General features: G+C 52.0%; 13 protein-coding genes and 1 pseudogene. 12 read left to right on the top strand and 2 right to left on the bottom strand.

What is annotated here, in order from left to right:
* Positions 1 to 30: 30 nt before the first annotated feature.
* On the bottom strand, positions 31 to 1,071 hold the full coding sequence (locus HX881_RS20530; RefSeq protein ID WP_177086298.1) for an ABC transporter substrate-binding protein: 1,041 nt from the start codon (positions 1,069 to 1,071) through the stop codon (positions 31 to 33).
* 362 nt (positions 1,072 to 1,433) lie between these two features.
* Positions 1,434 to 2,345 (bottom strand): DMT family transporter, encoded by a 912-nt coding sequence (locus tag HX881_RS20525; protein WP_177086296.1) that lies wholly within the window; start codon positions 2,343 to 2,345, stop codon positions 1,434 to 1,436.
* Between the two features lie 629 nt (positions 2,346 to 2,974).
* Between HX881_RS20525 and HX881_RS20520 the strand changes: the two genes are divergently transcribed.
* The 12 genes and pseudogenes from HX881_RS20520 (at position 2,975) to HX881_RS20465 (ending at position 13,644) form a co-directional block, all read left to right on the top strand.
* Entirely contained in the window at positions 2,975 to 3,268 is a 294-nt protein-coding gene (locus HX881_RS20520; protein WP_177086294.1) for a hypothetical protein, read from the top strand.
* A gap of 70 nt (positions 3,269 to 3,338) precedes the next feature.
* Positions 3,339 to 3,908, top strand: coding sequence for a hypothetical protein (locus tag HX881_RS20515; protein ID WP_177086292.1), 570 nt, complete (start codon positions 3,339 to 3,341; stop codon positions 3,906 to 3,908).
* A gap of 442 nt (positions 3,909 to 4,350) precedes the next feature.
* Positions 4,351 to 4,755, top strand: a pseudogene (locus HX881_RS20510) (DUF1173 family protein); the annotation flags it as partial.
* 794 nt (positions 4,756 to 5,549) lie between these two features.
* The gene (locus HX881_RS20505) at positions 5,550 to 5,843 is read left to right on the top strand and encodes a hypothetical protein (protein WP_177086290.1); all 294 of its coding nucleotides are present in this window, start codon (positions 5,550 to 5,552) and stop codon (positions 5,841 to 5,843) included.
* Between the two features lie 100 nt (positions 5,844 to 5,943).
* Positions 5,944 to 6,405: a hypothetical protein gene (locus tag HX881_RS20500; RefSeq protein ID WP_177086288.1), complete on the top strand. Its 462-nt coding sequence runs from the start codon at positions 5,944 to 5,946 to the stop codon at positions 6,403 to 6,405.
* Between the two features lie 163 nt (positions 6,406 to 6,568).
* Entirely contained in the window at positions 6,569 to 6,799 is a 231-nt protein-coding gene (locus tag HX881_RS20495; protein ID WP_177086286.1) for a hypothetical protein, read from the top strand.
* Positions 6,800 to 6,928: 129 nt separating this feature from the next.
* Positions 6,929 to 7,111, top strand: a complete 183-nt coding sequence (locus HX881_RS33275) for a hypothetical protein (protein WP_425503522.1) — start codon at positions 6,929 to 6,931, stop codon at positions 7,109 to 7,111.
* A gap of 521 nt (positions 7,112 to 7,632) precedes the next feature.
* Positions 7,633 to 9,786 carry a type I secretion system permease/ATPase gene (locus HX881_RS20485; RefSeq protein ID WP_177086284.1) on the top strand — a complete coding sequence of 718 codons (2,154 nt, stop codon included), beginning with the start codon at positions 7,633 to 7,635 and terminating at the stop codon, positions 9,784 to 9,786.
* Positions 9,773 to 11,194, top strand: coding sequence for an HlyD family type I secretion periplasmic adaptor subunit (locus HX881_RS20480; RefSeq protein WP_177086282.1), 1,422 nt, complete (start codon positions 9,773 to 9,775; stop codon positions 11,192 to 11,194). The genes HX881_RS20485 and HX881_RS20480 overlap by 14 nt, the downstream gene beginning before the upstream one ends.
* A gap of 247 nt (positions 11,195 to 11,441) precedes the next feature.
* On the top strand, positions 11,442 to 11,861 hold the full coding sequence (locus HX881_RS20475; protein WP_177086280.1) for a lysozyme inhibitor LprI family protein: 420 nt from the start codon (positions 11,442 to 11,444) through the stop codon (positions 11,859 to 11,861).
* Positions 11,862 to 12,365: 504 nt separating this feature from the next.
* On the top strand, positions 12,366 to 12,962 hold the full coding sequence (locus HX881_RS20470) for a hypothetical protein (protein WP_177086278.1): 597 nt from the start codon (positions 12,366 to 12,368) through the stop codon (positions 12,960 to 12,962).
* Between the two features lie 172 nt (positions 12,963 to 13,134).
* Positions 13,135 to 13,644 (top strand): hypothetical protein, encoded by a 510-nt coding sequence (locus tag HX881_RS20465; RefSeq protein WP_177086276.1) that lies wholly within the window; start codon positions 13,135 to 13,137, stop codon positions 13,642 to 13,644.
* The last annotated feature ends 12 nt before the right edge of the window (positions 13,645 to 13,656 follow it).

Genomic DNA, 13,656 nt, shown 5'->3' with positions numbered 1-13,656 from the left:
CCAATCCCAGATTGGCGTTAAGCAGGCGTTTCACGGGCGTTTGCTGGTCCAGGCAATGAAACGCTCTTCCAGGCCTTCGCCATACTCCGTCCAGAAATCCACGTCCATTTGCAGGGCGTTTTTCATGTTTTCGGGGGCGGTGGGCAAATCTTTTCTCAGCGCTTGATCGAGGAGGGCGTCTGCCCGTTTATTGGAGGGGCCGTAGGCCATCTGCTCGGTATAGATTTTCTGTTGTTCGGGGCGCATGGCGAAGGCGATGAACTCATAAGCCCTGTCCAGGTTGGGAGTTCCTTTGGGGATGGCCCATTCATCGAATTGGTAAAGATTCTGATTCCAGACCACCTTCAGGTTGGCGTTGCTTTTCTGGGCGAAATGAATCCTGCCGTTATAGGCTGAACTCATGACCACATCGCCGGACATCAGGTACTGCGGTGGCTGTGCTCCTGCTTCCCACCACTGGATGTAGGGTTTGAGCCCGTCGAGTTTGGCAAAGGCACGGTCCACGCCGGCGGGTGTCCTGAGCACGGTGTAGACTTCACCGGGAGCAACGCCATCGGCCATGAGTGCAAACTCCAGGGCACCACGGGCGGATTTTCTAAGGCTGCGTTTGCCGGGAAATTTCTCCACATCCCAGAAGTCTTTCCAGTTTTCAGGAGCGGTTTTGAGCTTGTTGGCGTTGTAGGCCAGCACGTTCGACCAGACAAAAATCCCGACTCCACATTCGTGTGTGGCACCCGCAATCAGGTCGGCCGAGTTACCTATCCGGCTATGGTCCAATCGTTCGAACAGTCCTTCTTCACAGCCGCGCGCCAGGTCCGTGTCCTCGACGTCCAGGACATCCCAGTTGACACTGTCGGTGTCCACCATTGCCTTGAGCTTGGCCATTTCACCGTTCCACTCACCGGCGATGATGGGGATGCCCGTGAGCTGGCTGTAGGGTTTGTAGAAGGCGTCGACCTGGGCAGTCTTGCTGGCGCCTCCGTAGGAGATGACGGTCAGGCCATCGGCCATGGCCTGTTGGGCAAACACAAGACTGCCGATCAAGGTCAGTGTGAAGACTGATCTGAACATGCGGGTACTCCCGATTGACGTCGATCATTATGGTTTTTGTTATCAGGCAGCGACGGCAGAAGAGGAGGTGTCTGAGGGGCTCAACCTGAACTGCACACCCCGCTGCCCATTCAGGTTAGGCGTGGGCGTGTACCCGGTATCAGCAATGAGGGATAGGAGAGCGGTGCGGGTCTATTCCTACCTTTTTGTCTGCTACAGGCGCTGAGCTGTTCGATTTGAGCGCCAAGGAGGTCGTCTTGCGCCGCTCTTACTATCGAGATCCTGGAACCGGTAGTTAAAAGTCCACCGCTGGCCGGCGGTGCATCGAGCCAGGTGACAGTTTTTTTCCGGTACGGAGTGCCCGGGGAAGTTCAGTGCTTGGGTCAATCCGAAGCTGGTGAGGGTTCTTGCTTCGGCTTGCTCTTGCTGAGAACGAACCACACCGCTAAACAGATAAGCCCGCCGCCGTACAAATGCGCGACCGAAAGACGTTCACCAAGGAGCATCACACCCCACAGCACTCCGAAGGGTGGGATAAGGAAGGTCACGGTCAGTGAACGCACCGGCCCGATATCCGCGATCAAGCGGAAGTACAGGATGTATGCACACGCAGTGCAGATGAAACCCAGCGCAACCAGTGCTATCCAAGCCTCCGGGTTACCCCAGGTCGCCGGTGGGTTTGCTGCGGTTGAAATGGCGAAGAACGGCACGAGAAACAGCGTCGCGCCAATCTGGCTGCCAAAAGCTACGAGTTTCGCGTCCAGCCCACCCTTGTCAGCTACCCATCGTTTAGTCAGAAATCCTGCTGCACCGTAGCAACTGGTGGCGACTAAACAGGCCAACGCGCCCATGACCACGCTCATTGACACTGTGATGGGGCCGGTGCTGGTCAGCAACGTAATGCCCATAAACCCGATCAACACGCCGGCACCTTTTTTTAGTGTCAACGAATCGCTGAAACACATCCAACCGATCAAGACGCCCATCATTGGTGTGGTCGCATTGAAAATTGCTGAATAGCCAGCAGGTAACAGTAGTGCCGCCACGCTATACATCAAAAATGGGATGCCAGAATTGATAACGCCCAACACCATGATCTGCTGCAACTTGCCTTTGAAGTCGACTTTTGTTTTTAAAATGACAAGAATGACGGCCAAGCCAATGGCACCTAACAACACGCGGAAAAAAGCAGTCGGCAACGCGCCCAAAACAGGAGCCGAGATGCGCATGAAGAGGAAACTGGCGCCCCAGATCGCCGCCAGAGCAAGTAGTCGAACGTAATCGGATAATTTCATGGGTTGCCTTTGGCGCTGTTCGTAAACTAGAAAATCTCGAGAATTGCATAGCTGATGCCGGGCAATCCAAAAAATTGTTGGAATGGCTAATGGGCAAAGGCCAGTTGTACGGAAGCCATGGTGGACGCCTCTAAGTTTGGAGTCTCATCGTAGGGTGGGCGAAATGTGCTCACACTCCGATTCTTGCTGCCAAAAATGGATATGCGCTTGGGCTTCACGCCTTGCGTGATCAGACCGGTTGCCACTTGTGTGGCAGCAACTGATTGATTTCACTCGCCGGCTGCGTCGGTAAACTGCAATACCTGAGTCAACGCGACCTGGGCGGTGACACCCGGTTGAACAGAGAGCAGTGGTTGACCGACGAGGCGTCGCCGTCGACCGTTTTGAATGCGGTGAGTCGCCAGGTGTTGCGGCAGATGTGCGGAAAAAGGGCGAATACCTATCCAGACATTCGATAGCGCCGCTCTCACTGCTCGTGATCACATCTCTCTTCACCAAGCCAAAGCGTATCGATGGACCGCCTTCGCCTCATACGATTGTTGACCTGCAACACGCTCTAGCATAATTTCCTCGCCGGCGAGGCCACTATGCCCTTATCTCTCCTCCGGGCCTCACAAAAGGACTTGTTCATGACCCGCAGGTATTGCGTCTTCTTGATGGCGTGCATAGCGCCTGCCAGTGTGTTCGCGGCGCAATCAGCGTCATCGCCCTCGGACCGTGCGCAGCTTATGTCCGTCTACCAGGAAGCGGTCATCAACAATTCCGAAATCAAGGCAGCCCGTGCAGGATTCGAGGCGCAGCAGGAAGCTATGCCCGATCTACAGCAGCAGGATCCTCCCGAGTCCCTTGGAGGCTTATGCGAGTTCGAGTTTGAAGGAGCGATAAATGCTGCCTATGTTAGTGGTCATGCACTTTATAACTAGAGCATAAAGTAAAATGGCTTTTCTTCGATAGGTGGCGTTTGTTTTTATTGTTTTGTTCTGAGGTCTTTCGATGAGCATTAATTTTAAAAACGTTTTGTTGATTTTGGGGGTGGGCATAGTCGGTGGCCTAATACTGTTAAGGCTTTATAGTATGCAACATTCGAGCGAGTCGGCCCATTGGTCTGCCGGACGGTGTGTGTATGGCCCATTCGAGCTAAAAATAAATGAGCATGATTGCTCTGGGATCAGGTTTGGTGGGGGAGAGGTTTTGACCTTTGGCTATGATCTTGATGATTCTAAATTGATTCGTGACGGTGTTGTCGAAGGTAACAAGGTTACAATAAGGATGAGGCCTTGGGGCAGCCCTCTCGGGCGCTCGTTTTTAAACATTAAAGGAATGCAGTCGATCAAATCGGAGCATGGCCGAAGCGTATATGTGGTTAACGGTGCGAAGGTAGTGGTTTTTCAAGGGGCGGATGGCGGGCTGGTCTATGTTGATCCCGGGATTACTACTTATGAGCTAGATCGCATGTACATAAAAAAATACGAGGTCATTTATCATTTTAATAAATCTCGTGATGATTTTGAAAATATTGATAAAGCGGTTTTGGAGCTGTTGGATAACATAATCGTTCGGTGAGAGGGATGTGAATCTTATAATATGACTTCGGACCAGATTTCTGCCTTGAGTGGCCTCCAAGAGCAGGGGGACTATCCAGGCGCCTATAAATATCTTAGGCGGCTGGTTAATAATCAGTTGTTTTCAGCTGCGGGGGTGGAGCTGATACTGCGAGCCTTGTAAAGATTTCGATGAGCCCTCCCATGGACCAGATGCTGCTCTGCTTTGGGCTATAACTTGTCGTGCATCAGACCCTGCGATCCCCCCAGTAGCAAATACCTTGTAACGCCCTGGCAGCTAGAGCTGCGCCACTGGCAGGGTTACAGTCGATCAACGGCGCCCACTGAATGATGGATTGAGGCAAGGAGAGCCCTGGCATGGTGTATGAGCGATTCCCGGTCGTGATTGACGGCAAACCCTTCTCGACGGCTTTCACCTGGCCTGATTCGCCGGTACAGGTCCCAAGCACGCCAACGAATGTCGCTACTACGCCCCAGCACCTGAGCGCTCAGGCATGCAGGGCTATGAAGCGGGTGTGGTCGAGGGGGGCCGTGGCTTGGTCGAGCTGCCGGCCAGGACCACCAGTGTCGGCAGGGACGGTGTCACCCATAGACTCTCCACCGGCGACCGCAAACGCTCCATGACACTCCTGGGCCTGCTTTGCCTGCTGTGGCAGGAAGCCCGGCTGAACATCTGGTATCCAGCCATGGAGGGCAAACGCAACAGCGGCCAGATCCATGGCGTGCTGCGCAAGACGGCACGACGCATCAAGGCCGGTCGAGTGACGCTCAGCGAACGGTCCTTTGGGGGGAACTGGGATGTCATGGCTGATGAACGTGACATCCAACTACCTGAGCTACCTAAATAATCACCCATCTGGCCAGTGTGCTGATCTGCCAGGCAACTGAAAAAAACGCATTTGAAAGCAGCGTTTGATAGGGCCGTGTTACAAGCCGTGTTTGGCGGCTGTAGAAGCAAAACTTCTAGGTGCCTTTAGTGTGTGTAGGTATGCTGTGGGGGACTGCTAATGGATAGAGGGAGGCGCTATTAAATGGGAGATGTATTGGCAGGCTTGATTGTCACTGCTGTTTGCTTTCCTATTGGGTGGCCGATAGTCAAATTGGTGACGTTGGGTAAGTACCCCTCCAGAGGCTCCTGGTTTGCTGGTACCGTGCAAACTCAATGGACCACCATGACAGGACTTGCTTTTCTAATAATTGCGATGATGTTCGCCTTGAAGCAGTTTGATGTTTTTTAAGGTAAAATATGGTGGGTTTTCAAGTTTTGAGGTCTCAGGTTTTTTAAGAGTTAAGAATGATTTAAGCGAAAAACTTGACCTGCAACAGGCTCTGGCATAATTTCCTCGCCCGCGAAGCCAGTATGCCTTTATCTCTCCTCCTGGCCTCACAAAAGGACTTGTTCATGACCCGCAGGTACTGCGTCTTCTTGATGGCGTGCATGGCACCTGCCAGTTATCGGTATGTCGGTGACGGCGGAGGTGGAAATCGATAATCGGCGCGTGATTGAATACCTCCTGATCCCCCGGAAGCTTTTGCGATTTTTAATTTTAAGGAACGGTAGAGATAATGGCTCTGATTTAAATTTTTATGGATCCCCAGTATGGGTGGAGTATCTAGTTATTTTTTTGCAAGGAGGCGAGATATGGGTGAAAGAAGAAGTTCAGTAAGAAGTAGCTTGGAGTTTTTTATTTATTCGACTCTCGGACTTGTTGCTGGTATTGTGTTTTTTAGCTTTCAGATTGATAGCCATGGCATCGCGGTAAACTACATACGCATGGCTGTGGCTGTGGCTGTGGCTGTTGGTGGTGGGTTGGGGATGCTTGCAAAGCTGATCTCGGAAAGTGAGTACAAGGTCATGAAAGTAATTTCAGCTTTTTTCATGAATCTTGCCTGCGCATTTGCAGGGATTAGTGTTGCTATGATTATCTATATTTGAGAGGGGGCAGGAATGCTGGAAGCTGGAAAGTTATTTTTGAAGTTTGCTAAATTTAAGGTTTAGGCGTGTTTGCTTTCTGGTTTTATCCGTAGAGGTGTCTGTGGGTACGATTACGTTGCTGTTGGGGTTTGTGTTGTTTTTGCCATATTACTGCTCCGGACTTGAGAATAGACTGAAGACTGAAAGAGTATTTAGACCGTTTAGATTGTTCGAGAATCTAAGGGCTCGCAATGCGAAGAGTAACGTCTTGCCGGTTTTTGGTGTTTTTCTAATTTTCGTCGGTTTGATTTTATCCGTTCTCACGGATTCTGGTTCTCCAATGAGTGGTGGTGATAAAATTAGGATTCTTGCCGGGGGGGTTATGGTTTTTTACGGTTTTTTCTATGGGTATATGAAAGAGTCGTTTCTCAAGGGTAATGGAGAGATTGGTTTAGGAGTAGGGCGGGTACTCTCTGCTCTTCCTTTTTATGAGCGGCGGTCTTGCTTCTTTAAGGCGTTAAAAGACTTTGGTTGGGTATTAATGTTTGTTGTGTTTTTTGTTTTATTAGGGTTTATTTTTTAAGCGAATGGGTATGCCTAAGCAAGACCTGGTTGAAGAAATTATCTCAATTTTCTCACGATGAAGTGCTCCGGTTATTTAAGTCGTTAAGGGTAAGAACGCTTTGCTTCATACATTCCGATGCCTAGCGACAATGCAACTTCATTTCAGTGGTAAATAACTTAGTGTGCTTCGTAAGACGGCACGACGCATCAAGGCCGGTCGGGTGATGCTCAGCGAAGTGCTCCTGCTGTGCGCCACCCCGCGCTCCAGTGCTGAAACGGCCAATACTGCCGTTGTGGAGGCAGTGATCAAGAAAGGCCGCCGTGCCGTGGTCATCTCGCCCCTGGCACGCTTTGACGCCAGCAAGTGCGTCGTTGCAATGGCACTGGCGCTGATGCACGTCAGCGAGCGCTGAATACCGCTGGACTCCGACTACGAATCCATCCTGGAGAAAAAGCTGACCGTCGCCGGCCGCAGCTTCGAAAAACCACTGCGCTACGACGCCGCCGAGTGCGAGTTCTTCCCCGACTTCTGGCTTCTGGACATGAAGGATGATTTCCCGCTGGAAGTCTTCGGCATGAACACCCCCGACTACCTTGCGCAAAAGGTCCGCAAGACACACTGGTACGACCGCGTCTACGGCCCTGTAGGCTGGTGGAGCTGGGAGGCGGTCCAGGGGGCACAGGCCGCCCCTATTCCTGATCTGCCGGCAGTGAGGCGCTGGTAATCGCCACTGCTGGAGGCGGCTGATGTCCGGCGCACCTAGTGCAAGGGGCACACACCTGGCGGCACTTTTTGTCGAACTAAAATGGCTTCTTAGTTGAAAGACCTATCCGATGCCGCCCCCATTGGGAAGCGTTGTTGATGGAATTATGCTTTTTTCATCTTAGTTGAGAGAATAAATTTTCTTTCTGATATAGCAATATTCATTCCAGCTGATTGTGCAGGGGTGAAAGTTTCATCTTGAATTTTGATTCTGAACCCAGGCTGAACGGAGCGGTGAAAGTTTAGTGCGAGACGAAAAGTAGTAGGAAAGCGCCACTATTGCCTGTTAAAAAGTGTAACGTTTCGTCGGTTTTTAACGGCAAGGCCCAGCGCCAACAACGCCGCAGCGTTATTTTTATTACTCTGATTTTTAAGCGTATTTCATCGACTGATCGACTTTAGATCTCGGCAGCGTATCCGGTTTGTTACAGGGTCTGGCAAACGTGCAGGCTTAGGGAGAGTTTTGTGTCAGGAAGAACAACAATGGATACGCCCTCCCAGCGAGTTGAGACTGCCGACGGCGACAGTGGCATTGCTTCACTCGTTGTCATTGCCCAGCTCTCAGGTGTTGCGGTCAGCACTGAACGCCTCAAGCACCTGTCGGGCTTGTCGGGGCCTATCGATGCCTTGACCCTGGTGCGTCTGGCCCGGCAGATCGCACTTAGGGCCCGCACCACCACTAGCCAGATCAGTCGGCTTGCACAGACACCACTGCCGGCTATCGCTGAGCTTCGCGACGGCCGCTTTCTGGTGCTGGCCAAATGTGCCAACGATAATGTGTTGCTCCACGACGAGGTGCAACAACGCACTTTTCAAATCAGTTTGACCGACTTTAAAGCGATTTGGTCTGGCCGGTTGATTCTGATTACTTCGCGGGCTGTTCTTGCGCAAGGCGGTGGAAAGTTTGATCTGTCGTGGTTTATTCCGTCGATTGTCAAGTACCGCAAGCAATTTATGGAAGTGCTGGCGGGTTCATTTTTCTTGCAATTATTCGGTTTGGTATCGCCCTTATTCATGCAGGTGGTGATTGATAAAGTGCTGGTGCACAAATCAATGTCGACCCTGGATGTGCTGGTATTCGGCCTGATTACCATCTCCGTGTTCGAAGCATTGCTGGGGGGATTGCGCACTTACGTATTCAGTCACACGACCAACCGCGTGGATGTCGAGCTGGGTGCTCGTTTATTCAATCACTTGCTCGGTTTACCGCTAGCCTATTTCCAGGCCCGGCGAGTGGGCGACAGTGTGGCGCGAGTGCGAGAGTTGGAGAATATCCGAAGCTTCCTCACTGGCAATGCACTGACGGTGGTCATGGACACGTTCTTCACCCTGGTGTTTTTTGCGGTGATGCTGACGTACTCGCCCTGGCTGACTTTGATCGTGTTTATCTCACTGCCGTGCTACGTCGCGTTGTCGGTTCTGGTGACTCCAGTACTCAAGGCCCGGCTCGACGAGAAATTCCGTCGCAGCTCGGAAAACCAGTCGTTCCTGGTGGAGTCCGTGACGGGGATAGAAACCCTCAAGTCGATGGCGGTCGAGCCCTTGATGCAACGGCGCTGGGAGGAGCAATTGGCCGCCTATGTGTCCAGCGCTTTCAAGGCCTCCAATCTGTCCAGCTCGGCCAACCAGGTCGCATCCCTGATCAGCAAGCTCACTACAGCAGCCTTGCTGTGGTTCGGTGCCCGATTGGTGATTGATGGCGATCTATCGGTCGGTGAACTGATCGCCTTCAACATGCTTTCCGGTCGCGTCAGTGGGCCGATCCTGCGCCTGGCGCAGCTGTGGCAGGACTTCCAGCAGGTGCGCCTGTCCATGGCCCGACTGGGCGATATCCTCGACAACAAGGCCGAGTCTGGAGCCTCTGCCGGACAAGCCTCGATGCCGCCGGTCAAAGGCGAGGTGGTATTCGACCGCGTGGTATTTCGCTATCGGGCCGATGGTCCCGAGATCTTGCGTGGCCTCTCATTGACGGCTCAGGCAGGTAGCGTCATTGGCATCGTCGGGCCTTCCGGATCCGGCAAAAGTACCCTGACCAAACTGATCCAGCGCCTTTATGCGCCTGAGCGTGGACGGGTGCTGATCGATGGCATGGACCTCTCGGTGCTTGACCCTGCGTCACTGCGCCGGCAGATCGGGGTGGTCTTGCAGGAAAACATGCTGTTCAAAGGCACGGTACGCGACAACATTGCCTTTGCTTCGCCCGGCATGTCCTTTGATCAGGTGGTGGAGGCAGCCGAGTTGGCAGGCGCCCATGAGTTCATCCTGGAATTGCCACAGGGCTACGACACCGAACTGGGCGAGCGAGGCAACGGTTTGTCCGGCGGCCAGCGACAGCGCGTTGCGATTGCCCGGGCCCTGGCGACCCAACCGAAGATCCTGATCTTCGATGAGGCTACCTCCGCGCTGGACGCCGAGTCCGAATCCATCATCCACGGCAACATGCACAAGATCTGCAAAGGCCGCACGGTGTTCATCATTGCCCACCGCCTGTCTGCCGTCCGAATTGCCCAGCGCATCATCACGGTGGAAAAAGGCACCATTGTTGAAGAGGGCAGCCACGAGGAACTGCTCGAACAGAACGGGCGCTATGCTTCGCTGTGGCGGCATCAGACGGGGCATCTTCATGTCGCTGCTTGATCGTTTCTTTCCCCGGTTGCGGCACTATCGCGACATTGCCCGTGCCGCCCTCGAGGCTGAAAAAGCCCACAGCGCTCCGTCACGGCGCCAGCGTGATGAGGTCGAGTTCTTGCCCGCGGCACTGGAGGTGCTCGAAACCCCGGCATCGCCAATCGGGCGTGGCCTGATGTGGATGTTGATGCTGCTGTTCACGATTGCCCTGGTCTGGTCCGTCGTCGGCAAGCTTGATGTGGTCGCCGTGGCGCAAGGCAAGGTCGTGCCCAATGGCAACAGTAAGACCCTCCAGCCGCTGGAAGCCGGCATCGTCAAGGCAATCATGGTCGATAACGGTCAGCATGTGACCCAGGGACAGGCGCTGATCGACCTGGACCCGACCGAGGCCACGGCGGATGTCAGCAAATCCAGAACGGCTCGGATAGACGCGATGCTGGTGATCAATCGCGCCCAGTCCTTGCTGGATACACAAACGACCAACCGGGCGCCGGTTGTCGCGGCGGTCCAGGACGCGAGTGAGGATCGTCAGCGCGATACCCAGCGCTTTGCCGAAAGCGCGTTCTACGAGCAACGCAGCAAACTCACCGGACTGCGCTCGGAGTTGCAAAAGCGCCTGCAGGAGCTGCAGACCACCCAGCACAAAATCAGCAGCCTGCAGCAAACCCTGCCCATGACCCGGGCCGAGGAGGAGGACTACCAGACCTTGCTCAAGCAGAGCTATGTGCCCCGTCACGCGTACCTGGAAAAGGTACAAGCGCGCATTCAGCAAGAGCAGGAGTTGGCCGGGCAGCAGAGTTATGCCAAGGAGCTACAGGCCACCATTCAGGAGCAACGCGACGATATCGATACGGCTGTTGCTCAGTTTCGCCGTGAACAGCTCGATCTGCTCAACCAGGCGCAGCAGCAACTGGCCCAGGACCAGGGTGATGAAACCAAGTCCCGGCAACGACAGGGGCAGACACACCTGACGGCTCCCGTGAGCGGTACCGCCCAGGAACTGGCGGTGCACACCATCGGTGGGGTAGTGACGCCTGCCCAAGCCTTGCTGGTGATTGTTCCCGACGATGCCGGGTTGGAAGTCGATGCGCAGATTCTCAACCGGGATATTGGCTTTGTTCGGCCGGGTCAGGACGCTGAGATCAAACTGGATGCCTTTCCTTACACCCACTACGGCACGATCGCTGGCAGGGTCATGTCGATTTCTCAGGATGCGGTCAAGGACGACAAATTGGGCTTGATTTACCTGGCCCGAATTCAACTCGGTGCACATGAGATCGTGGCCGACGGCAAGAGGATTCAGCTGGAACCGGGGATGAGCAGTTCGGTTGAAATCAAGACTGAGCAACGGCGGATTATTGAATATCTATTGACGCCGTTGTTGAAGTACCAAAGTGAGGCGTTGCGGGAACGGTGAATCTATGGGTCTAGATTGTATGTGTTTCGACGGCGCGACACGAAGTCTAGAAGCTGATGAAACTAAAGGGGCGGCGACGGGGTAATGTTCGGTAGTCATCACGCTGATAATTTTATGTGGTCGGCGTAACTAACGATAAAGACGCAACGCATCATGAGCGTGCGATTGTGCAGGTTGATTTCTAAGCTCTAATGCTTGAACTGCTAAAAGTAAAATCACAACAGTTGACTTATGAGGGGTTTTGGGGGTGGTAGATATTTCTGATTTTGCTGCGTATAAAAAAATACTGGCTATCATGCTGATCGGATTGTCTGGTTGTATGCATGCAGTCGCCGATGATAAGCCATGTTCGACGCAAAATAGCTCCATTGGAATCGCACAGTGCAAGGCGGAAAAACTAAAAGACTTGAATGCAGTGCTTGATGCACATTACAGAGATGCTCTGAATAAGCTGCCGGAGGTTGGTAGCGAGGACGTTCGAAAAACAAAAGAGCAATTAAAAAAAGCGCAGAGCGCGTGGCAAGTTTATAGAGATGAGAATTGCAGCTATGTTGGAGGATTACAGGGCGGCAGTAGCATGTGGGTGACGATTTTTTCCGTGGATTGTGTTCTGGAAGAAACTGAAAGGCGTATTGAGTTTTTTAAGAATTTGCCAGTGGGCGGTTGAGAGAAATTTGAATCTTAGGCTGTGGTGGATGTCGTGAAGAAAATCAGTGTTTATTTTTTTTTGTGCGTTTTTTACTCTTTGCTCATACGGTTCAAGCTGCCGATAAGTGGGATGGTAAATCTCCTTGCTGGGTAGCTGGTGTCTGTGGGGAGCTTGAGTTGACAGCTTGGGATAAATTCAATAGGCATCCTCCCTGTCACATAAAATATGTAGTAAGGGCATCGCATGAAGTGTACACCGCTGAAAAGAACTCAGATAACCAGGGTGCTTCATCTCACGCTATGTTTCCTGATGATTTTTTTGGCAGTAAGGGGAAGGAGGCGCGCTTTAGCTATAGCTGTGCGATTAAAGATTTTAGGTGTGAAATTTATAGCGATGGTGTTCGTGTTGACTCTGGGACGGTTGGCATGAATTATAAGGTTGACCGGCTGCTTTAGGTATGAGGTGACTTGTTAGCGTCACTGGTGTGGTTGTGTGCTTTTTCAATTTTTAGGGAGTGGGGAAATGGTTGAGCTTAAATCTAGGCTTTCTTGGGGTTCAGCTATTTGCATGATGTGGCGTGGAAAGGCCGAGGGGTTGGGGCGTGCTCATAAAATAAAATCTCTCTCTGTCGTGGTGACAGTAATATTTACAGTGTCTATGCCGATATTTAATTATTTCGATATTAAGAAGTTTTCTGGGGCACTGCCTCCTGAGGCTCCTCTTATAAGGACGGCTGGTGAGTTCTCAAAAAACGATGAAAAGTTAGCCATGAAACAGGTGCCATATTTCATTTTCACTACTGACAATGGGGTTGAGTATCGGACGGAAAATCGAATTGCTCCAGGAGTTGTTGAGGAGCTAGGGGGGAGGGTCCCTCGTGTGAAGGTAAATGTTGAAGGGTTTATTCTTAGGAACGGTAATGGATCTTTTTATCCGCTGAAAATAATTGGGGAAGATGGCAGGGAACTGGCCTCTTCTGATGAGCTGATGAAGAGACTCCTGATTTGGCGAGATTTTTTCTATTACAAATCGGTGTTTCTTTATTTTGCTATTATATCTGTTTTTTGGGGTGTTTCGTTTTATTTCGCTGCGCGGTTGCGGCAGGGCTTTGTTTCTTGAGGACTCCTGTGTTCGCTGAGTTGGTTTTTTCTTTTGTTGTGTCTTGGTATTGGGTTCTGTCTGGTTGGGTAAGTTGAATGTTTTTCAGGAGTGACTAAAGGAGATAATTATGTCTGAGATCTCACCCCTTTCGAATTGCCAGGGTTTGGTTATGTTTGAGGAGAATTTCTAAATGAAAATCACCAGAGGTATGAGCTTTGCGTTAGTTTGCGCTGTTTCAGTCGCCTTGATATGGGCTGTATTTTTTCGTGAGTCCGATGAGGATTCGGTTGAGGTGGCGGGTAGCGGCGAACTTCAGATTAAGGGGCGAGAGTTCAAGGAAGAGATACAAGGCGAGTTTAAAAAAATGGTCAATGAGGAGTCCCGGCGCACCTATATTTTAACGGATGTTTGCAATAAATATTTTTCGGCAGGAATGCTTTTTTCTGACATTGAGATAGTCATGGCGGCTGCTGGAGCCCTCCCAGATAAAAAAGGGGGGGAGATTCTGGGCCCTAGTTTTAATCATAAGCTCCCAGCTGATAGTCCGGATAGAAAAGATATGGCCGGAGGCTTTTTGCTGGAGCAGTCACTGGTATCCCATACGTTATTTCAAATTACCTTTAGGCCGTATGGGGCCGGTGGCGAGCCGAAAAGGCTCGAGAGGGTTGTTGATTGTTTTGCAAGGTCAACAAATTTATAAATAGGAGGATGT

This window comes from Pseudomonas gingeri (assembly GCF_013386115.1).
Taxonomy (GTDB): domain Bacteria; phylum Pseudomonadota; class Gammaproteobacteria; order Pseudomonadales; family Pseudomonadaceae; genus Aquipseudomonas; species Aquipseudomonas gingeri.
Note: the sequence above shows the minus strand (reverse complement) of the source record. Positions and strands in the feature narration are given on the sequence as shown.

Coding starts and splice junctions, on each gene's coding strand:
- HX881_RS20530 (WP_177086298.1), bottom strand. CDS start 1,071: ATGTTCAGATCAGTCTTCACACTGACCTTGATCGGCAGTCTTGTGTTT.
- HX881_RS20525 (WP_177086296.1), bottom strand. CDS start 2,345: ATGAAATTATCCGATTACGTTCGACTACTTGCTCTGGCGGCGATCTGG.
- HX881_RS20520 (WP_177086294.1), top strand. CDS start 2,975: ATGACCCGCAGGTATTGCGTCTTCTTGATGGCGTGCATAGCGCCTGCC.
- HX881_RS20515 (WP_177086292.1), top strand. CDS start 3,339: ATGAGCATTAATTTTAAAAACGTTTTGTTGATTTTGGGGGTGGGCATA.
- HX881_RS20505 (WP_177086290.1), top strand. CDS start 5,550: ATGGGTGAAAGAAGAAGTTCAGTAAGAAGTAGCTTGGAGTTTTTTATT.
- HX881_RS33275 (WP_425503522.1), top strand. CDS start 6,929: ATGAAGGATGATTTCCCGCTGGAAGTCTTCGGCATGAACACCCCCGAC.
- HX881_RS20485 (WP_177086284.1), top strand. CDS start 7,633: ATGGATACGCCCTCCCAGCGAGTTGAGACTGCCGACGGCGACAGTGGC.
- HX881_RS20480 (WP_177086282.1), top strand. CDS start 9,773: ATGTCGCTGCTTGATCGTTTCTTTCCCCGGTTGCGGCACTATCGCGAC.
- HX881_RS20470 (WP_177086278.1), top strand. CDS start 12,366: ATGGTTGAGCTTAAATCTAGGCTTTCTTGGGGTTCAGCTATTTGCATG.
- HX881_RS20465 (WP_177086276.1), top strand. CDS start 13,135: ATGAAAATCACCAGAGGTATGAGCTTTGCGTTAGTTTGCGCTGTTTCA.